The 20486-nt window shown below is 36.0% G+C and carries 17 protein-coding genes; 12 read left to right on the top strand and 5 right to left on the bottom strand.

Annotated elements, in window-relative coordinates:
• Positions 1–1351 precede the first annotated feature (1351 nt).
• Positions 1352–1669, bottom strand: a complete 318-nt coding sequence (locus tag ACKVQX_RS03980; RefSeq protein ID WP_068451794.1) for a peptidase M4 — start codon at positions 1667–1669, stop codon at positions 1352–1354.
• A 172-nt stretch (positions 1670–1841) separates the two neighbouring features.
• Between ACKVQX_RS03980 and ACKVQX_RS03985 the strand changes: the two genes are divergently transcribed.
• From ACKVQX_RS03985 to ACKVQX_RS04025, 9 genes are all read left to right on the top strand, one after another.
• Positions 1842–2915, top strand: a complete 1074-nt coding sequence (locus tag ACKVQX_RS03985) for a M42 family metallopeptidase (protein ID WP_409136045.1) — start codon at positions 1842–1844, stop codon at positions 2913–2915.
• A gap of 79 nt (positions 2916–2994) precedes the next feature.
• Positions 2995–3519, top strand: coding sequence for a DUF84 family protein (locus ACKVQX_RS03990; protein ID WP_409136046.1), 525 nt, complete (start codon positions 2995–2997; stop codon positions 3517–3519).
• 67 nt (positions 3520–3586) lie between these two features.
• Entirely contained in the window at positions 3587–3898 is a 312-nt protein-coding gene (locus ACKVQX_RS03995) for a thioredoxin family protein (protein ID WP_068451804.1), read from the top strand.
• 12 nt (positions 3899–3910) lie between these two features.
• Positions 3911–4720, top strand: a complete 810-nt coding sequence (locus ACKVQX_RS04000) for a DUF1444 family protein (RefSeq protein WP_068451807.1) — start codon at positions 3911–3913, stop codon at positions 4718–4720.
• A gap of 3 nt (positions 4721–4723) precedes the next feature.
• A complete protein-coding gene (gene ytpR / locus ACKVQX_RS04005; RefSeq protein ID WP_325943237.1) occupies positions 4724–5335 on the top strand; it encodes a YtpR family tRNA-binding protein in 612 nt (203 codons plus the stop codon).
• Between the two features lie 211 nt (positions 5336–5546).
• Complete coding sequence (locus tag ACKVQX_RS04010) at positions 5547–8594, top strand: DNA translocase FtsK (protein ID WP_338838087.1); 3048 nt, start codon at positions 5547–5549, stop codon at positions 8592–8594.
• Positions 8595–8793: 199 nt separating this feature from the next.
• Positions 8794–10092: a UDP-N-acetylmuramate--L-alanine ligase gene (gene murC, locus ACKVQX_RS04015; protein WP_068451814.1), complete on the top strand. Its 1299-nt coding sequence runs from the start codon at positions 8794–8796 to the stop codon at positions 10090–10092.
• 194 nt (positions 10093–10286) lie between these two features.
• Complete coding sequence (locus tag ACKVQX_RS04020) at positions 10287–10706, top strand: DUF948 domain-containing protein (RefSeq protein ID WP_068451817.1); 420 nt, start codon at positions 10287–10289, stop codon at positions 10704–10706.
• A 17-nt stretch (positions 10707–10723) separates the two neighbouring features.
• A complete protein-coding gene (locus ACKVQX_RS04025) occupies positions 10724–11230 on the top strand; it encodes a YtxH domain-containing protein (protein ID WP_068451820.1) in 507 nt (168 codons plus the stop codon).
• A gap of 158 nt (positions 11231–11388) precedes the next feature.
• Here the strand turns inward: ACKVQX_RS04025 and pilM are convergent, their stop codons facing one another.
• On the bottom strand, positions 11389–13542 hold the full coding sequence (gene pilM / locus ACKVQX_RS04030; protein WP_409136047.1) for a pilus assembly protein PilM: 2154 nt from the start codon (positions 13540–13542) through the stop codon (positions 11389–11391).
• A 198-nt stretch (positions 13543–13740) separates the two neighbouring features.
• Here pilM and ACKVQX_RS04035 point away from each other — a divergent pair, with 198 nt between their 5' ends.
• Positions 13741–14826, top strand: coding sequence for a bifunctional 3-deoxy-7-phosphoheptulonate synthase/chorismate mutase (locus tag ACKVQX_RS04035; protein ID WP_068451826.1), 1086 nt, complete (start codon positions 13741–13743; stop codon positions 14824–14826).
• 116 nt (positions 14827–14942) lie between these two features.
• Positions 14943–15944, top strand: a complete 1002-nt coding sequence (gene ccpA, locus ACKVQX_RS04040; RefSeq protein WP_068451830.1) for a catabolite control protein A — start codon at positions 14943–14945, stop codon at positions 15942–15944.
• A 43-nt stretch (positions 15945–15987) separates the two neighbouring features.
• Here ccpA and ACKVQX_RS04045 read toward each other — a convergent pair whose 3' ends face one another.
• The 3 genes from ACKVQX_RS04045 to ACKVQX_RS04055 are packed head-to-tail and all read right to left on the bottom strand — an operon-like array spanning position 15988 to position 18434.
• Positions 15988–17169 carry an acetoin utilization protein AcuC gene (locus tag ACKVQX_RS04045; protein ID WP_141273767.1) on the bottom strand — a complete coding sequence of 394 codons (1182 nt, stop codon included), beginning with the start codon at positions 17167–17169 and terminating at the stop codon, positions 15988–15990.
• Entirely contained in the window at positions 17139–17783 is a 645-nt protein-coding gene (locus ACKVQX_RS04050; protein ID WP_068451836.1) for a CBS and ACT domain-containing protein, read from the bottom strand. The genes ACKVQX_RS04045 and ACKVQX_RS04050 overlap by 31 nt, the downstream gene beginning before the upstream one ends.
• An 18-nt stretch (positions 17784–17801) precedes the next feature.
• Complete coding sequence (locus tag ACKVQX_RS04055; protein ID WP_068451839.1) at positions 17802–18434, bottom strand: GNAT family N-acetyltransferase; 633 nt, start codon at positions 18432–18434, stop codon at positions 17802–17804.
• Positions 18435–18707: 273 nt separating this feature from the next.
• Between ACKVQX_RS04055 and acsA the strand changes: the two genes are divergently transcribed.
• Positions 18708–20429 (top strand): acetate--CoA ligase, encoded by a 1722-nt coding sequence (acsA, locus tag ACKVQX_RS04060; protein ID WP_068451844.1) that lies wholly within the window; start codon positions 18708–18710, stop codon positions 20427–20429.
• The last annotated feature ends 57 nt before the right edge of the window (positions 20430–20486 follow it).

Consider the following 20486-nt stretch of genomic DNA (forward strand, 5'->3'; position numbering starts at 1 on the left):
CACCCAATTTTAGTATTTTGTAATAGCTGAATTCTTTCCCGCGATTCGTTGTTGTTGTTTGAATAGCCCCTTCAAGTAATTATTTATGTAACCGTTTTGCTACAGTCTCCATCGAAGCAAAACGGTTGGGAATTAATACATCGAAATATCAACGTGTTTTATGCTTAATCAAGTAACAAAAAGTCATAGTAAAACACTTATTTCTGCTGGTGTACTAAAAACCGTTCAAAAAATGTTTAAAAAACAAATGATTTCAAAAAAGCTTTAGAAAAACAGTGAAATCGGATAAAGAAAGAGATAAAGCTTCTAAACTTAGTTGGAATCAAATTTTGATGAAACCTACAGTTGTAATATCTATTACTGCTATAATTGGTATATCTGTTGGAAAATTATTATTAAATCCTAGATTGATTTTTGGATAAAAAAAGGAGATTTATGTACATGGATTCATTTATTAGAGTTTTTAAATCAAGAGATTTAGAGATATTTGAATTTTTAAGAGATCGTAATGTTGTTAGTTATATAGTGATTTAGAACTGGATGAAGAAGATAGTTTATTTTTGAAAAACTTTTTTAATGAGTTGTTAAATATTACGAATTTAACAACTATGATTTTTAAAAATTTTGTTGTTAAAGATTTATATGATAATGAATTTAGAGTAGATACAATACCTTTTTTTAATAGGTTATTAGATTGTGTAAAATCAGATGTAAAATTGAATGAAAATGAAATTAATGATTCGAGTTGGATGTATTTATCACAATATTGATTGAATAAATTGAGATTATATCCTGATCATTGGGATATTTTATTTTTAGAAATGATGATGTATTAGTTCATAATCGATTCAGTTAAATTATGAATAGAATTTATTTTTTTGTTGAAACATATGCATATGTATTTTTTTACTATAATTCTAATATATTATTTTTACTTTTTATGTTTTATAAAAAGACGTTGATTTTAAAGTTATAACCTTTGGGCTAATTAAAATGAACGGAATAACTCTGTTCAAGTTTAATTATTTTAAAGGCTTTTTTGTATCTTGAGTTTACAATGTAAGTGCAATATCAAAAGAGACTCATCGATTCAGAAGATGGACTGATTAGGGAGTACTTTTCAAAAATAGAAGATATGACAGCCTGTTTAAATGATTATATTACTACTTGTATCGAGAAATTAAATAAACGTCCGCGTAAGTGCTTAGGTTGGAAGACACCTTATGAACTTTTCTTTGGTAAGGCGTTGCGTTTAATTTGACAATTCAAGAGACATAAAAAAAGACGCTCATGAAATCATGAGTGTCCTTGTAAAAAATGTTAGGTTGACTAACAGCTACATATAAAAAAATTATGCGACGCGTACTAAGTCAACGATGACACCGCTTTTGCTATCAGCAGCGAATTCAAAGTTTACGCTTTCGCCATTTTCGATGCGTGAAATTCCACCCTTATAAACAGAGATTGGAATATCTTCTTTATAGAATGTTTCGGGTTGCATGAAAATCCACGAACCATCGATTGGTCCTTGTTTTTTAAACTCTTGCTTGATTTCTTCCAAAATGGCATTCGGATTGCGATTTGGATTCACTTGTTTCGTCGCCTCTTTTACGACATAAGCAGCTGCTACACCTGTAACAACACCAATTATAAAGTCACGTGCTTTCATAATTTGAATACCCCCTCATTAGTTCTATTCTTTGTTAGTGTACCATAAATAAGGGGAATTATGGTATTGAAAACAGTGTCGAATATTACGGTTTTCGAAACTATCAGTGGTTTTTTGGAAATATTAATATTAAAATAAGGGTATTGCTTATGTAATTAAGGGGGCTATTTCATTGAATCAAGACACATTACAATTATTTAAAACATTAACAGAATTACCAGGTGCACCTGGTAATGAACATGCAGTACGAGCTTTTATGCGTGAGGAATTATCAAAGTATGCAGACGAAATTGTACAAGATCAATTAGGTGGGATTTTCGGATTAAAAAAGGGTGACGATAATGGGCCACGTATTTTAGTTGCGGGACATATGGATGAAGTAGCATTCATGGTGACACAAATTACAGATAACGGTATGATTCGTTTTCAACCATTAGGTGGTTGGTCAAATCAAGTGATGCTTGCGCAGCGCGTAGATATCTATGGTGACCAAGGTGTGATTCCAGGGGTTATTAGTTCAGTGCCACCACATTTATTAACGCCCGAGATGGCGAAAAAACCGACAGAAATTAAAAATATGCTAATTGATGTTGGTGCAGATGATAAAGATGATGCGATGTCGATGGGCATTAAACCAGGTCAATCGATTATTCCAACAAGTCAATTTGTTCAAATGGCAAATCCTAAAAAAATCATGGCAAAAGCGTGGGATAATCGCTATGGCTGTGGTTTAGCAATTGAACTCCTAAAAGAAGTAAAAGGTGAAAAATTACCAAATACATTATATTCAGGCGCAAATGTAATGGAAGAAGTAGGGCTTCGCGGTGCAAAAGTTTCAGCTAATATGATTAAACCAGATTTATTCTTTGCGCTTGATGCAAGTCCAGCAAATGATGTAACAGGTGACCGTAATCAATTTGGTCAGTTAGGTAAAGGTGCATTATTACGTATTTTTGATCGTACGATGGTGACACATAAAGGCATGCGGGAATATATTCTAGATACAGCAGAATCAAATAATATTCCATATCAATATTTTGTATCACCGGGTGGTACAGATGCAGGGAATGTTCATATCTCAAATAATGGTGTACCGTCTTCTGTTATTGGTATTTGTTCACGTTATATTCATACACACGCTTCAATTATTCATACAGATGATATTGATGCAGCAAAAGAATTAATCGTGACACTTGTACGTAATGCAGACCGCACAACATGGGAAACAATCCAACAAAATGGTTAAATAACTTTGAAAGAAGAAGTCGTGAACGGTTGCGATTTCTTCTTTCATTTCTTCAAGTTACATGAAAGATGCAGGAGTGATGAATGTGAAGATCGCAGTAGGAACAAAAAATAAAGCAAAATTAAAAGCAGTGGAAACAGTAGTAAATCGTACACTCATCGAAATTTCAAGTATCACTGGCTATGATGTAGACTCAGGTGTAAGCGCACAACCTTTTTCAGATGAAGAAACGCGTCTTGGTGCGATTAATCGAGCAAAGCAGACGTTACAGACATCAAGAGCAGACCTTGCCTTTGGGTTAGAAGGCGGTGTGAAATGGATTGGTAAAGAACTCTACTTATGTAACTGGGCAGCTCTTGCAACGAAAGAGCATACTTACACAGCAGCAGGTGTACAAATACCCTTACCAATCGAAATCGTCCAATCATTAATTGCAGGTGAAGAGCTTGGACCTGTTATGGATCGTTACACAAAAGAACAAGATACGAGACAACATGCAGGTGCGATTGGTGTATTTACAGATGGATTAATTGATCGTGCACAGATGTTTGAACCAATTGTGGAAATGTTAGTAGGACAGTATCGTTATTGGTCGAAACAGTAGAGTTGCAAAGGAATAGATGGTACAGTTAGAATGAGGAAGTCCTATATTTGATACGGAGGTTAGAAAAATGAAAACATTACAAAGTGTAGAGCAATTTGAAACAATCAAAGCACAAGGCAAAACGGTATTTGTATTTTCAGCAGGCTGGTGTCCAGATTGTCGTTTTATCGAACCGTTTATGCCAGCTTTGGAAACAAAATTTAACGATTTTGAATTTGTATTAGTAGATCGTGATCAGTTTATCGATTTATGTATCGAACTTGATATTTTTGGTATTCCAAGTTTTATCGCTTATAAAGATGGTCAAGAAACAGGTCGCTTTGTATCAAAAGATCGTAAAACACAACAAGAAATTGAAGAATTTCTTCTTGCACAATAATGGAGTGATGACATGAAAGCACCTGAATTAATTCAAGCGTTGAAAGAACGTTTAGGTGAAGATACGTATGCGTGGGAATTAGATGGGAAGACGAATAAACTACGCATTGAACATCGAGCGTTACAAAAAGGTATGGACTTAATGCTTGGCGATGTACTGAATAAGTACGAACAGCGTCAAGAAGCTGCGATTGACGAGGTCGTATATATTATTGAACAAACTTTCGAAGCGATGTTACGTGAACAGGCAGAGGGATTTGGGCAAAATATTACGATTTATCCAGCCATTCGTTCAGGTTCATTCCCGAAGAAAACAAAAGACGGTATTCCTTTCATTACAGAAAAGCATACTGCTGAAACGACGATTTTCTTTGCGCTTGATTTAGGAAATACGTATCGTCTAATTGATGAGAGTATGCTCAGTCAATTAAATTTAACAGAGACACAAGTAAAAGAAATGGCGCGTTTCCAAGTACGTTCTTTAAAAACAGACGTCAAACAAGATGAAGTCGCTGGCAATGTATTTTACTTCTTAAATCACAATGATGGATATGATGCGAGCCGTATTTTAAACGAAGCTTTCCTACAAGAGATGGCGAATAAGGTTGAAGGTGATATGACCGTTTCTGTACCACATCAAGATGTACTCATTATTGGAGACATACGAAATAAAGAGGGATATGATGTTTTAGCACAGATGACGATGCACTTCTTCTCAGTAGGTGCTGTGCCCATCACATCATTATCATTCATTTACGAAAACCAAAAATTAGAGCCTATATTCATTATGGCGAAAAACAGTGTGAAAAAGGAGAAAGAATAAGCAATGATTGCATCATATAATAAAGAACATGTCGGTGACGTGTTACTAGTAGAACTATCAACAGAACCAGCTGTAAAAACAATTGTGGACCGTCGTGGTGACGTCGCAATTTTAACAGAAGAAGCTACTTCAGAAGTGAAGGGCTTTAACTTATTTAACGCGAGTGAAAAAATGAATTTAGACGGTGTTGTAGGGAATATTGATATTACAAAAGAGTTTGTACAATCACTGGAAAAAGCACTAACAGAAGCAGATGTACAAATTGATTTACATGTTGATTTTTCACCAAAATTCGTTGTTGGTCATGTTGTAGAAATTGAAAAACATCCGAATGCTGACAAACTACACATTACAAAAGTAGACGTAGGTGAATCAGAACCACTTCAAATCGTATGCGGCGCACCAAATGTTGCACAAAATCAAAAAGTTGTTGTCGCAAAAGTCGGTGCAGTGATGCCATCAGGTATGGTGATTAAAGAGTCTGCACTCCGTGGTGTGGATTCGTTTGGAATGCTTTGTTCAGCTCGTGAATTAGCAATTCCAAATGCCCCACAAGTAAAAGGAATTTTAGTTTTAGAAGACAGCGCACAAGTAGGTACTGCTTTTAAAGCATAAAGTGTAAAAGAGGGATTATGCACATGCGTAATCCCTTTTTGTATATAAAAGTTTTTGTCTGAGCATGCTAATTTTTATGAAAAAAAGATGAAAATTACAAAAAAGATTACTTTATTGGGAAAAAAGATGTTTAAATTCTGTGTGAACGTTGCACCATCTGCTTTATAACTGATAAAATAAAGTCAATTATTTGGAAATGAGTTGATTGGATATGAAATGGTTTAAAAACCTTTTTAATAAAGTAACAGATGAAGATGGACAAGAGATGTATGATCGAAATACATATGAAGAAGCAGAAGAAGACTTTTCTTATGAAACCTATGAAGAGCAACAACGAGAAGAACAGCCGAAAACATCTAAAGGTAACTTTCGATTCCCATTAATAGACGATGTTGTTACGGATTCTTCTACTCATTCAAATGAAGTGAATCAATTAATTGAACAACCAGCAGTTGAATCTAAACCATTACGTTTAAATAGAGGAACAACACCAGTAAGTTCAAAAGAGCATTACTCACCTTTTACAGCGCCAGGTAATTCACAACACGTTGCACATGGTATGTCACGTGAACACTATAATCCATTTAAAAAATCAAGTACGCCTACTACAAAAGTAGAGATAAAAGACGAACCAGCAGTGAAACCACAATTAAATAAAACACCAGTGCCAATCGAGCCAGCGGTACAACCGAAAAAACGGTTTGTACCAAGTGATGTACCATCACCAGTGTTTGGATTTAAAAAGCCATCAACACTTACGCCATATGAGCGAAAGGTACAGGAGCGATTACAAGCAGAACGTAAGAAAAATCGTGGCACATTGGCAGATCAATTAGTGCAAAATCGTGTGCGTAGAGAGGAAAGATTAGAAGCGAGTCGCATGTCTGTTCCAACTACGCCAAAGCCTACTGAACAAAAGTCAGAATCTTTAACGATTAAAAAGCACGATGAAATTCTAGTGACACTACCAAAATTGGAATCTAAAGTACATGAACAGCCTAAAACAATTCAAATAGATGAAGTAGCAAAAGTCACTACAACAAATGAAGCTGTTGAGATAATCTCACCTTCTGAACAAGTAGTGGAAGAAGTAGAAGTAGCATTGCTAGTTCAAGAGAAAGAAACAATCGAGTTAGCAACAGCTGAAGTACAAGAACTTGTAACAAAGCAAGTGTCAGAGCGAGAAGAAGTACAAGAACTTGTAACAGAGCAAGAACCAGAACAGATAGAAGTACAAGAACTTGTAACAGAGCAAGTATTAGAGCGAGAAGAAGTAGAGGAACTCGTACAAGAGCAAGAACCAGAGCGAGAAGAAGTACAAGAACTCGTAACAGAGCAAGAACCAGAGCGAGAAGAAGTACAAGAACTCGTAACAGAGCAAGAACCAGAACAAGAAGAAGTAAAAGAACTTGTAACAGAGCAAGTGTCAGAGCGAGAAGAAGTACAAGAACTCGTACAAGGACAAGAACCAGAGCGAGAAGAAGTACAAGAACTCGTAACAGAGCAAGAACCAGAGCGAGAAGAAGTACAAGAACTTGTACCAGCTCAGATGCCAATAGAAACTCCAGTAAGAGAAAGAAGTAAGACACCAATTAATGTGGTTATGTTGAAATCAGACAAAGAAAAGTTACAGCAAGCACAGGCGAAGGAAATCGTTCTACCAAGCTGGAAAGATTCCAAAGCACCTACAAATCGTTATGCTGTACCGTCAGTAAAGCGAACTACAGAAGATTCTGTAAAAGTAGAAGATGAGGATTCACCCACCAAAGTTTTAGAAGAGGAGTTACCCTTACCAAGCACAATTGAGGCAAATGTAATAGAAGAAGTACAAGAAAAAATCGAATGGCAAGTTTACGATGAAACATTGCAGTTATTACGTGAACCAGAATTTCAACAAGCTGATGTAGAGTGGATGGAAGAACAGGGACAGTTATTAGTTGAAGTTTTAGCAGAGTTTAATGTTCCAGCAGAAATTGAAAATATCGTACAAGGTCCAACTGTTACACAATTTGAAATTACAGTTGGTCATGGCGTAAAAATAAGTAAAATTAAAAATCTTTCGGATAATCTAAAGTTAGCACTTGCTGCACGTGATATTCGAATTGAAGCACCAATTCCAGGAAAACGTTCAATTGGTATTGAAATACCGAATGCAAAAGCAAGACCGGTTAGACTATCGGAAATTGTGGGTAATAACAGTTTTAGAGATTCTAACAAAGATTTGGAAGTAGCTTTAGGACTCGATATTACAGGTCAACCTGTAACATTTGATTTAAGTGAAATGCCACATGGATTAATTGCTGGAGCGACTGGTTCAGGTAAGTCCGTCTGTATTAATTCTATTTTAATTAGCTTGTTAATGAAGGCTAGTCCACAAGATGTCAAGCTGATGTTAATTGATCCGAAAATTGTTGAGTTAGCTGTATACGATGAACTACCTCATTTAGTGAGTCCTGTAATTACAGATGTAAAAGCAGCGACAGCCGCATTAAAATGGGCAGTAGATGAAATGGAACGTCGTTATCAATTATTCCATCATATGAAGGTTCGTCATATTACACGCTATAATGAAATCGTTGAAGAACAAAGAAGATTCTCATTAAAAATGCCGTATCTTGTTATAGTAATTGATGAGTTAGCAGACTTAATGATGATGGCTCCAGCAGAAGTAGAAGAATCGATTTGTCGTATTGCACAAAAAGCACGTGCATGCGGAATTCATTTAGTACTTGCTACACAAAGACCATCTGTTGATGTCATTACAGGGCTAATCAAATCGAATATCCCAACACGTATAGCATTCTCTGTATCATCTCAAATTGATTCACGTACAATTATTGACTCACAAGGGGCAGAACGTCTTTTAGGACGCGGTGATTTATTGTATTTAGGGTATGGTAAATCAGATACGGTTCGTTTACAAGGAACGTTTGTAACAGATGAGGAAATTGAACAAATTACAGCATATATTCGTTCATTAGGTAAACCAAATTATGCTTTCGCACCAGAGGAGCTTGTTCAAAAAGTAGAACAGGCAGAAGAGCAAGATGAACTATTTGAGGAAGTTTGTCGTTCAGTTGCAGAAGAAGGTAGTGTATCCATCTCATCTTTACAACGTAAATATCGCATTGGTTATAACCGAGCAGCACGATTAGTAGAAATGATGGATGCTCACGGCTTTGTGTCAGAAGCAAAAGGCACGAAACCACGTGAAGTATTTTTAACACCAGACCAAGTCGATTCAATCTTCCAACAGTAATACGAAAATCACTCTTATATGTTGAAAAGTTTCGCGAAATATAGGTATATGGAAGTAAAATGAACGGAAGTTTTTGAAATGATTCGTTTCGTGCTATAATATTAGATGTTTTGAAAAATCAATGAATCTATTACTGTAAATAACAATTAAGAACGATGAAAAAAAGAGAGTGAAAAACAGACTCTCAGGAGGTTTCAACATGACATTATATCATTTTACTGGAATTAAAGGTTCTGGTATGAGTTCATTAGCACAAATTTTATTTGATTCTGGTGAGAAGGTACAAGGATCTGATATAGAAAAACATTTCTTCACTGAGGAGCCACTACATGAACGTGGTATTCGTGTGTTACCTTTCGATGCGAATAACATTGAAGAAGGTATGACCGTCATTGCAGGAAATGCTTTTCCAGATGATCACGTAGAACTTGTGCGTGCAAAAGAATTAGGTGTCGAGGTTATTCGTTACCATGAATTTTTAGGGAATTATCTTGAAAAATATACATCTGTAGCAATTACAGGCGCACATGGTAAAACATCTACAACAGGTTTGATGGCACATGTACTAGCAGGTAATGAACCGACATCTTATTTAATTGGTGATGGTACAGGACGAGGAGCAGTAGATGCAAAAAACTTCGTAATGGAGGCGTGTGAATACCGTCGTCATTTCTTAGCATACCACCCAGATTATGCGGTTATGTTAAATATTGATTTTGACCATCCAGATTATTATACAAGTATTGACGATGTATTTAGTGCATTCCAAGAGATGGCACTACAAGTGAAAAAAGCCATCATTGCATGTGGTGACGATGAAAACTTACAACGTATTCAAGCAAATGTTCCAGTTGTTTATTATGGCTTTGGCTCTGAAAATGACTTTGAAGCACGCAATCTTGAAAAAGATACGACAGGTACGACATTTGATGTATTCGTTCGTAATGAGTTTTATAGTCAATTCCATATTCCATTATTCGGAGATCACAATGTTTTAAATACATTAGCTGTTATCTCTCTATGTGAGTATGAAGGTATTCCAGCTACAATGATTCAAGAGCAATTAAACACATATCATGGTGTAAAGCGTCGTTTTTCTGAAACAATCAAAGGCGAGCAAATATTAATTGATGATTATGCACATCATCCAACAGAAATTCGTGCAACGATTCAGTCAGCACGTCAAAAATATCCAAATCGTGAAGTGGTAGCAGTATTCCAACCACACACATTCTCACGTACAAAAGCGTTTTTAGAGAACTTTGCCGAAAGTTTAAGTGGAGCAGATTGTGTTTACTTATGTGATATTTTCGGTTCTGCACGTGAAAATGCAGGAGAATTAACGATTGAAGATTTAGCAGCATTAATTCCAGGAAGCCACATATTACGTACAGAAAACATTGAAGATTTAAAAGCACATGAAGAAGCTGTATTCTTATTTATGGGTGCAGGCGACATTGGTAAATTCCAAAAAGCATTCGAAGAAGTATTGGTGTAAATTAGGAGAGGTATGGAGTCATTCCAGCCTCTTTTTTTCTTTTGTATTAAATTTTTTGAAAGAATATTTGCTTACGATAATGATATTGTTGGAAGGATTTAGAGAAAAATAGTAGAATATAGATATCACACAATGTTTAGGTAACGTAAAATTGTGGAAATTTGAGTAGTATTACCATGTAGGAGGGGAAAAGCATGATTAGCATTCTCTACATCGCAGCACTTATTTTTGCGATAGCCGTATTAGTGCTATGTATTAGCTTGGCTGTAACACTAAGTTCTGTGAAAAGAACATTAACTAGTGTTGCAAAAACAATGGAAGGTATTGAAGGTCAGATGCAAGGCATTACAAAGGAAACAGAAGTATTACTTCATACAACAAATGCACTTGCAGCAGATGTTCAACATAAGTCAGAACAACTGAACTCATTAGTTGGTGCAGTAAAAGGATTTGGTGATTCTGTATCTGGTTTAAACAATACTGTACAAAATGTTACATCTACAATTAATACAAGTGTTGACCAAAATCGCGATCAAATTGCGAATGTGGTACAATGGGGTACAACCATTTTAAGTCTACGTAACAAAATGAAGAAAAATAAAGTTGTTAATTAGATAGAGGAGGAACTTGCATGTCAGGATCAAAATTAAACTATAGTGAAGTCCGTGAACAATTAGAAAATACAGGACAGTCGCTTTATTTACCCGAAACATACGTATCAAAACAAGATGCACTTTATGAAGATAACTCATCGTGTACGAGTAGTAAAGATTTTGTGATTGGCGCATTCGTCGGTGGTGTAATTGGAGCAGCAGCAGCATTATTTTTAGCACCAAAATCTGGTAAAGATTTACGTAATGACGTGAAAGTGAAAAGCTCTGACATCACTTCACAAGCAAAACAAAAATCCTCAGAATTAACGAAAAAAGTGCAAGAGCAAGCTGCACCTGTCGTAAAAAAAGTACAGGAACAAGCAGCGCCAGTTGTAAATAAAGTAAAATCATTAAAAGGTAACAATGTTACACCACCTTTAGATGATGGAACGGCATTTGCAGATGGTGAAGATCAAATGGAATTCATGGAAACTGTTGAGAATACAATTCATGAATATGAAAAAACAGAAAAAGATCAACACTAATTTAAAAGTAGATTGGATATACGTATGAAATACGACTAGATCTAATTATAAGAAAAATCGGAATCGCGTTATGCGGTTCCGATTTTTCTTTACGAATGCTAAAAAAGTAGAATGAAATGTGTTGCCTCGATCACTTTTTTATGAATTCTTCTTCAAATTTAAACGAGTGTTGTTGGAATTAATTGTAGATTAAGCGTATCTCCACCAAAAACAGGTGCATCAAATTGAGCTTTTTCACCATTTCTAAGTAGTTCAAACGTTCCTTTGAAATCACGTGGTAACGACCAATTCGTATATTTAAAAACGTCTTGGAACGTCCATTGACTATATTCGATTTGAACGAATTGAATACGATCTCCAATTGATAAAATCGTATCGAGTGAACATTCTTGTCCATTCACATAGATATTATATAGCGGTCTTTGTAAGACAATTTCTTCATGTTGGAATGTAAGTTGGCATTGATCGAGTAAAGTCATATTTAATTGCTTTGTAAAATCTTCTACTGTAGGTTTGATTGCTTCTTGTAATAGGATATGGTCACCGTCTTGTAAAATATGGTGTCCTTGTACAGTTAAACCATTTACAGTTAGTTGAGCTTGAAAAGCAGTCATGTTAAGTTTTTGGTCATTTAAGTAATAATAAGTTGGTTCATTGTAATGAGCGCTATGTTCAAAACCAAACTGTTGTAATGCTTCTTCTACCGTTGTATCTGTTGAAACAAAAATGACATCGCCTTCTTGTAAAGCAGTGTCCTTATTTGCCGGAACGCCATTCACAAGAATTGTAGAAGAAATGGTATAGGTTTGATCATTAACCTTAATAATTTTATTAGATGCTTCATCTAATAAATCAGCAATTGTTGCAGTTGCAGGTTTACCATCTTGACCTTCAATCAATTCAATAAAGTCACCATTTTCAATCGTTGCCTTCATAGATGCTTCTTCGCCATTAATTAAAATACGTGTTGGACTTCCTAGATTGCCAGGTATATGAATTGTCTGTCCATTTAATTGAACCGACATCGCAAGACCTGGTTTACCATATAGTTTGGAAGCAACAATATTTGCAGCAAGTAGCGCGTCTGTTACAGTCATTTCTTTTAATTCAAAAAGACGCACAACTTGCTCGTTGACAGTAAGTGACATGTATTTAATCGGTGTATTTTGTGCAGCAATCGCAATACCGATTGGTGTCACTAACTCTGGAGTAGCTGGAATATGGTTTTCTCGTGTTAAATTTTGAATGGCATTTAAATCACGTACCGCTACACGTTGGTCAGGTAAATCAAGCGCTAGACTAATTTCTTTTGTAATATTTGGTGTTAAACTACCGCCACCAATTAATAAAACAGCTTTTGGTGACTGACCAGAGTTGAGACGTTTTATTTCCTGGGCAATATTCGTCGAGAGATGTTGAATGGCTCCCTGAATATGTGAAATTACTTCAGTTGAATGGATTTGTTGTTCAAAACCTAAAATATCTGTAATCGTAACATGTTCTGAAACAGATAGTTCTCTTTTTACAGTTTCAGCAATAGGGAAGTCTAATAAGTAATGATCACTTAAAGCCTCTGTAATCTCATCTCCAGCTGTTGGAACCATTCCGTAAGCTATAACTGTACTTTGATCTGTAATGGCAATATCGGACGTTCCAGCACCTATATCAACGAGTGCAACATTTAAACGTCGCATCGAAGGGGGAATGAGTGCATTAATTGCTGCAATCGGCTCTAAAGTTAATCCATCCATCTCTAAATTTGCACGTTTTAAAGCAGCAATCAGTGATTCAACCACTACACGTGGTAAAAATGTGGCGATGACTTCGATGGAAGCTTCTGTACCTTGTTGATCGATTAAGCTACCGATTTCCTCGCCATCTAAACGATAATAAAGAACAGAGTAGCCAACACAATAATAATGGCTCCCTTTTAAATCTTCCTTATGTTCTAGTAGTTTTGCTTGTGCTTCTTGTACAGCAGCTAATTCAAGTCGGTCTATATCCGTTTCTGTTAGTGCAGGGCGATGTTGAATGGATAGCTTAGAGCTTGCTTGTTCTGTTTTTAAAGAACGACCTGCAGCAGCGACAGATACTTTCGTAAGAGGACCATGCCTTTCTTCTAATTCTGCTTTCACTTGTGAAATGACATTTGCAACATAGACAACATTATGTATTTGTCCATCAACCATTGCGCGCTCTTTATGCTCTTTAGAAATCAAATCAACAACATGATAACCTTCATCAATCTGTTCTAATATAATACCGACAACAGAACGCGTTCCGATGTCTAGTGCGAATAATTTTTCTGTCATTTTTGTTTACACATCCTTTGCTCAATTATTGCGAAATTTTGTGAAATAAAACCTTTTTACTTTTTCGCGTTGAAGCGTTAAAGAAAAAGTTCGTGACTTTTAAGAATGGATTGCTTATAATACATGTATATCATAAAATGTATCATACATTTCACTGGGCTGGAAGTACTAGATACGTAAGGAGAGAGGAGAACGGTTATGAGTCATGAAATTTTAGAGAACTTAAGAAATCAAGTAGACGAAATTAACTTAGAGATTTTAAACTTGATTAACAAGCGTGCAGAGCTAGTTGAAGAGATTGGTAAAACAAAGGAAAAGCAAGGTGTTAACCGATTTGATCCTTTACGTGAACGTCACATGCTCGATTTAATTAAAGAAAATAATCAAGGACCGCTAACAGAAGGTGCGGTTAGTCATATATTTAAAGAAATTTTCAAACAAGCATTAGATTTACAACAAACGAATACGAAAAAAGAATTACTAGTATCTCGTAAACGTAAAAAAGAAGATACAATCGTGAATGTGAATGGAGAACCGATTGGTACAGGAGCGCCATCATTTGTATTCGGTCCATGTGCAGTAGAATCTTACGAACAAGTAGATGCAGTCGGTGCAGAAATTGCGAAAAAAGGTTTGAAATTAATGCGCGGTGGTGCATACAAACCAAGAACATCACCATACGATTTCCAAGGGCTTGGGTTAGAAGGGTTAAAAATTCTAAAAGAAGTTGGTCAAAAATACGGTCTAGGTATTGTATCTGAAATTGTTACGCCAACACATTTAGAAGAAGCATTAGACTATGTAGATGTTATTCAAATTGGTGCACGTAATATGCAAAACTTTGAATTATTAAAAGCAGCAGGACAAACGAATAAACCAGTTTTATTAAAACGCGGTTTAGCAGCAACAATTGATGAGTTCATCCATGCAGCAGAATACATTATGTCAAAAGGGAATGAGCAAATTATTTTATGTGAACGTGGTATTCGTACTTACGAAAAAGCAACACGTAATACATTAGATATTTCAGCTGTTCCAATTTTAAAACAAGAAACACATTTACCTGTATTTGTAGATGTTACACATTCTACAGGTCGTCGTGATTTATTATTACCATGTGCGAAAGCAGCAATTGCAATTGGTGCAGACGGTGTGATGGCCGAAGTACACCCAGATCCAGCAGTAGCGCTATCAGATTCGCAACAACAAATGGACTTTGAAACATTCGATGCATTCTATGATACATTGCAAACATTCATGAAAACACACGATATTAAAGCATAATTTGTAAGTGGCGATTCGAAATCCTTTGAATCGTCACTTTTTTGCTTGACTAGCTGTTGAAAATCGTTGACACAATATATTATGATTAGAAGTAGTTCGAAAAAGGAGGGTCATCGGTGACCGTAACAATTTATGATGTTGCACGTGAAGCAAATGTTTCGATGGCAACGGTATCTAGGGTAGTCAATGGGAATCCCAATGTAAAACCTACAACTAGAAAAAAAGTATTAGAAGTAATTGATCGTTTAGAATATCGTCCAAATGCCGTTGCACGTGGCTTAGCAAGTAAGAAAACAACAACAGTGGGCGTTATTATTCCTGATATTTCAAATGTATTCTACGCAGAGTTAGCACGCGGAATTGAGGATATTGCAACGATGTATCGTTATAATATTATCTTATCCAATTCTGATCAAAACGAAGCAAAAGAAATTGAATTATTGGATACAATGTACGGAAAGCAAGTAGATGGGATTGTGATGATGAGTGAAAATGTATCAGAAGCAATTCTAGACAAAATGAGTCATTCACCTTCACCAATCGTTTTAGCGGGTTCTGTTGAAGATTCTAAACAGATTCCAGCTGTGAATATTGATTATGTACAGGCAGCATATGAAGCAGTGAAAAAATTGATTGATAACGGTCATAAGCGTATTGCCTTCGTATCGGGACCATTCACATCAACAATTAATAAAGAGCATAAGTTTGTAGGGTATCAAAAAGCATTAGAAGAAGCAGGTATTGCACTGGATGATAACCTTGTATTAGCAGCAGAAGATTCATATGATAGTGGTATGGAAGACTTTACGCATGCAAATGAATTAGCAGACCCACCAACAGCTTATTTTACAGGTAGCGATGAATTAGCGATTGGCATTATTCATGCAGCACAAGATGTTGGTAAGTCTGTACCAGACGATATTGAAGTGATTAGTTTTGAAAACTCAAAATTAGCACGTATGGTACGTCCACAACTTACAAGTATGGTATTACCACTGTATGATATCGGTGCTGTATCGATGCGTTTACTTACAAAAATTATGAACAAAGAACAGACAGAACAATTACAAGTTGTTCTACCACACCGTATGGAAGAGCGAAATTCTACAAAAGCATAAAATATAAAAGACAGGAATCACAAATACTCGTGATCCCTGTCTTTTAATTTTGGCGAATCATGTATAACGCTTTTTCAAGTGTTTGCTGATTTTTTTCTGTAATTTCTTCTTTACGTGGGATTGGTTCATATAAATCTTCAGGATCTTCCCATGTAGGTATGAGTGTAACAGGTGCTTCTTTTTGCCAATTGTCTAACCATTCTTGTGGAATAGCGCCTGTTGGAACTTGTTGATTCGTCATCGCAAGCCATACCATTGACCATGCGCGTGGAACAACGCGCCAAATATCATAGCCACCACCGCCAACTGCAATCCAGCGCCCTTCACAAAATTCATGAGCTAGTTCATGAGCGATTTTTGGTATGACTTCATATGTTTTAATTGTACTGTAAAGATGCGTAAGTGGATCAAAATAATGTGCATCTGCACCATTTTGAGTCAAAATAACATCCGGTTTAAAGTGTGCAATGACTTCTCGAATGGCTGTTTCATAGACTTCTAAAAAAGAGCCATCTTCTGTAAAAGCATCGAGCGGAATATTAAAGGAAGTGCCATATCCTTCACCATTCCCACGTTCTGTTACCGCACCCGTTCCAGGAAATAGATATCGTCCTGTTTCATGAATAGATAGTGTACATACATTCGGATCATCGTAAAAGCTCCATTGTACACCATCTCCGTGATGCGCATCTGTATCTATGTAAAGTACGCGTGCATCATATTTTTTTTGCATATATTTGATGGCAACTGTACTATCATTATAAATACAAAAACCAGAAGCTTTCCCGTGAAAACCATGATGTAATCCGCCACCAAGGTTGAGTGCATGATTTGTTTTGCCTTGCATCACATAATCACAAGCTGTAAGCGTACCACCTACAAACATGGCACTTGCTTCATGCATATTTTTAAAAATAGGTGTATCTTCTGTACCAATTCCGTAAACTTCGCCCTCACCATTACGCAATTCACCATGACCTGCTCTTTTGACAATATCAATATAAGCAGCATCATGACCGAGCAACAATTCTTCATCCGTAGCAACACGAGCTGTTTTGATTTGTTCGGGTTGAAGTGCATTAATCTGCTTTAGTAAATCCATTGTTAATTGAAGACGTTTTTGATTAAAAGGATGTGTTTCTGAAAATTTATAATCAAGTTGCTCTGGTGAATAAATAAAGACTGCATCTTGTTCTAAAGGTCCATTCCTGGTGTATTTGGCCATAACACATCAAATCCTTCCTTACGTAATGCACGAATGATTGGAACAGGATTCATGCTTTTTACACGAATCGAGATTACCTGATGATTAGGAGAAATATCTGGGTGTAGTAAGATACTTAAAATATTTGCATTATATTGTGCAATCACGCCAGTAATGTCATGTAAAATCCCTGCCTCATCTTTAATTCGTATATCAATTCGTGAACTTGGTTTTGTAGCACCTGTCAATTCAATGTAATTATAAAGTAAATCACTATCTGTTAAGATTCCAACTAACTTTTTATGACTAATAATCGGTAAACAACCAATTTTGTGTTCATAAAATAGAAGGGCAACTTCTTCGACAAAATCGAGTGGATGTCCAACTAAAGGGTGTTTAGTCATAATTTCTGAAATAGGTGTTTGAAGAATCTTTTTTTCTTCATCTTGATTCAATAAATGCGTAATTGTATTTTTAATATCGCGTTGTGCAACTAAGCCAACAAGTTGTTTCTCTGTATTAATAATTGGTAAATGTCGAATCTTTTTTTCACGCATTAATTGGTTAGCATCTTGTAAAGTATGCTCAGGTGTAAGCGTAAAAACATCTTTCGTCATAATTCTTTCAACAATCATGATGATTCCCTCCTTTACTTAATACATCAAACGATTTGAAAAACGTAAACGATCAAATTTTTCAATACTTGCACGGTCTACTCGACTACCGATACGCGCCATAAGACAGTTTGCAGGATGAGCAGAAATTTCAGGATCGTCTGTTGCATAATATTCTAGTCCGCCTTCATTCATCATTTTCTCCATAACTTTGCGATAATCCCATACATTTAACCCTGTTCTCTTTAAATCCCAATGCCAATAATATTCAGTGGTAATAATGATATAGTCTTCCATCGCGTCATCTAACATTGAAACACGTAACATTGCTTTTCCTAAACCACTACCTCTGAAGTCATTAATCACTTCGATTGCACCTAGCTCAATTAAATTTTCCATATTGCCTTCAGCCCATCGTTCAAGTGGGTCTGGGTAAACAAATGTTGTATAACCGACGACCAGCTGATCTTGTCTGCACACAATGATACGACCTTCGGGTAGCTTTGAGATGCCCAAAATAGCTTTAAATTGTTGTGGTGCTGGACGAAATGCAGCTAAATCTTCATGAAATGTCATTTTTTCTAAATTTTCAGGTAATACAGGACCTTCTACTATGACTGGGCCACGTGAGGTATCGATGATTTCAGAATAAAATGTACGAATATGTTCCAATGTCCACCGCTCCTTTTCGATACGTTTGTTTTTTATTATACATCATGTGAAAAGAAAAAAATAACGTAAATGAGAAGAAATGATAGATTAGTGCGAAAATGTGTACAAAAAAGGATATTCATTCTAAAAGTATAATTTTAACTGAAATTTGCTGTTTAAATTCGAAAAATCCTTATTTTTTTGAATTATTCAGTCAATTTTATATAATCTATTATAACACAGGTTTATCTGTTATATAATAAAAAGGTATTAATCGAACAAGGGGGTTAAAATATGAGAATTGAACCACTAGTAGCAACGAAGGGTGATTTTAATCTTGTAGATTATGACAAAGAAAAAGCCACATTCAATTGGGAGAAAGTGAATGAAGTTTTTTCATGGAGCACAACAGGTCTTGTCAATTTGGCGCATGAAGCAATCGATCGCCATGCTGATTCAGAAAAAGAAAATCGTATTGCTTTATATTATGAAGATGCACATCGAAAAGAAGCCTATTCATTTGGGGAAATGAAAAAGTTATCTAATCGAGCAGCAAATGTATTTTCAAATTATACAGATTTGAAAAAAGGGGATCGCTTATTTATCTTTATGCCACGAACACCAGAACTTTATATTGCCTTACTTGGTGCAGTTAAAAAAGGTGTTATTGTAGGGCCTTTGTTTGAAGCTTTTATGGAAGTAGCAGTATATGATCGTCTATATGATAGTGAAGCTTCTGTTTTAGTAACGACACCAGAGTTGTTACCGCGTGTTCCAGTTGATCGACTACCACATTTGAAAAAGATTTTTGTAGTAGGAGAAGAAATCGAAGAAACAGAACAAATTTTTGATTTTAATCGATTAATGGAGCAAGCTTCGGATCAATTCTCAGTAGAGTGGGTAACGCTAGAAGACGGAGCTGTTCTACATTATACGTCTGGTTCAACTGGTAAACCAAAAGGGGTTTTACATGTACACAATGCAATGATTCAACAATATCAAAGTGCTAAATGGGTTTTAGATTTAAAAGATGATGATATTTATTGGTGTACAGCTGACCCAGGTTGGGTAACAGGAACAGCTTATGGCATTTTTGCACCATGGTTACATGGTATTTCGATGGTCATCGTTGGGGGACGATTTTCACCGGAATCCTGGTATGGTGCATTAGAAAAGTATAAAGTAACGGTATGGTATAGTGCGCCTACAGCATTTCGAATGTTAATGGGGGCAGGTAATCATGTGGTTGAACAGTATGATTTAAGTCATTTACGTCATGTATTATCTGTAGGGGAGCCATTAAACCCAGAAGTTATTAAATGGGGAAAAGAAGTGTTACATCATCGTATTCATGATACATGGTGGATGACGGAGACAGGAGCGCAGATGATTTGTAATTATCCTTCAATGGATATTAAGCCAGGTTCTATGGGAAAACCATTACCAGGTATTGAAGCGACAATTGTAGATGATCAAGGAATAGAAGTACCACCGTTCACAATGGGGAACTTAGCGATTAAAAAGGGGTGGCCATCAATGATGCGCCAAGTTTGGAATAATCCAGAACGCTATGATTCGTACTTTTTAAAAGACGAATGGTATGTTTCAGGAGATTCCGCTTATATGGATGATGAAGGTTACTTCTGGTTCCAAGGGAGAATTGATGATGTGATTATGACAGCCGGAGAGCGTGTCGGACCGTTTGAAGTAGAGAGTAAATTATTAGAACATCCTGATGTTGTGGAGGCCGGTGTTATTGGAAAGCCGGATCCAGTAAGAGGGGAAATTATTAAAGCTTTTATTGCCCTACGTGAAGGTGTTACACCAACACCAGAGCTTGAAGCGAATATTAAGGATTTTGTAAAGAAGGGTTTGGCAGCACATGCAGCGCCACGTGAAATTGAGTTTAAAGAGAAGTTACCAAAAACAAGAAGTGGTAAAATTATGCGTCGTGTATTAAAAGCATGGGAATTAAATTTACCGACAGGTGATTTGTCTACAATGGAAGATGATTAAAAAATGATATGTGTAATAATAAAAAAATCGCGATGGTGCGGTTTTTTTATTTTTTAA

The sequence above is a fragment of the Kurthia sp. ISK08 genome (assembly GCF_046159805.1).
Taxonomy (GTDB): Bacteria; Bacillota; Bacilli; order Bacillales_A; family Planococcaceae; genus Kurthia; species Kurthia gibsonii.

What these genes read in the sequence shown, in the direction of transcription:
- ytpR (WP_325943237.1), top strand. Translation starts at nt 4,724, where the DNA reads ATGATTGCATCATATAATAAAGAACATGTCGGTGACGTGTTACTAGTA.
- murC (WP_068451814.1), top strand. Translation starts at nt 8,794, where the DNA reads ATGACATTATATCATTTTACTGGAATTAAAGGTTCTGGTATGAGTTCA.
- ACKVQX_RS03995 (WP_068451804.1), top strand. Translation starts at nt 3,587, where the DNA reads ATGAAAACATTACAAAGTGTAGAGCAATTTGAAACAATCAAAGCACAA.
- ACKVQX_RS04020 (WP_068451817.1), top strand. Translation starts at nt 10,287, where the DNA reads ATGATTAGCATTCTCTACATCGCAGCACTTATTTTTGCGATAGCCGTA.
- pilM (WP_409136047.1), bottom strand. Translation starts at nt 13,542, where the DNA reads ATGACAGAAAAATTATTCGCACTAGACATCGGAACGCGTTCTGTTGTC.
- ACKVQX_RS03990 (WP_409136046.1), top strand. Translation starts at nt 2,995, where the DNA reads ATGAATGTGAAGATCGCAGTAGGAACAAAAAATAAAGCAAAATTAAAA.
- ACKVQX_RS04050 (WP_068451836.1), bottom strand. Translation starts at nt 17,783, where the DNA reads ATGATTGTTGAAAGAATTATGACGAAAGATGTTTTTACGCTTACACCT.
- ACKVQX_RS04010 (WP_338838087.1), top strand. Translation starts at nt 5,547, where the DNA reads ATGAAATGGTTTAAAAACCTTTTTAATAAAGTAACAGATGAAGATGGA.
- ACKVQX_RS04000 (WP_068451807.1), top strand. Translation starts at nt 3,911, where the DNA reads ATGAAAGCACCTGAATTAATTCAAGCGTTGAAAGAACGTTTAGGTGAA.
- ACKVQX_RS04045 (WP_141273767.1), bottom strand. Translation starts at nt 17,169, where the DNA reads ATGGCCAAATACACCAGGAATGGACCTTTAGAACAAGATGCAGTCTTT.
- ACKVQX_RS04035 (WP_068451826.1), top strand. Translation starts at nt 13,741, where the DNA reads ATGAGTCATGAAATTTTAGAGAACTTAAGAAATCAAGTAGACGAAATT.
- ACKVQX_RS04025 (WP_068451820.1), top strand. Translation starts at nt 10,724, where the DNA reads ATGTCAGGATCAAAATTAAACTATAGTGAAGTCCGTGAACAATTAGAA.
- acsA (WP_068451844.1), top strand. Translation starts at nt 18,708, where the DNA reads ATGAGAATTGAACCACTAGTAGCAACGAAGGGTGATTTTAATCTTGTA.
- ACKVQX_RS03980 (WP_068451794.1), bottom strand. Translation starts at nt 1,669, where the DNA reads ATGAAAGCACGTGACTTTATAATTGGTGTTGTTACAGGTGTAGCAGCT.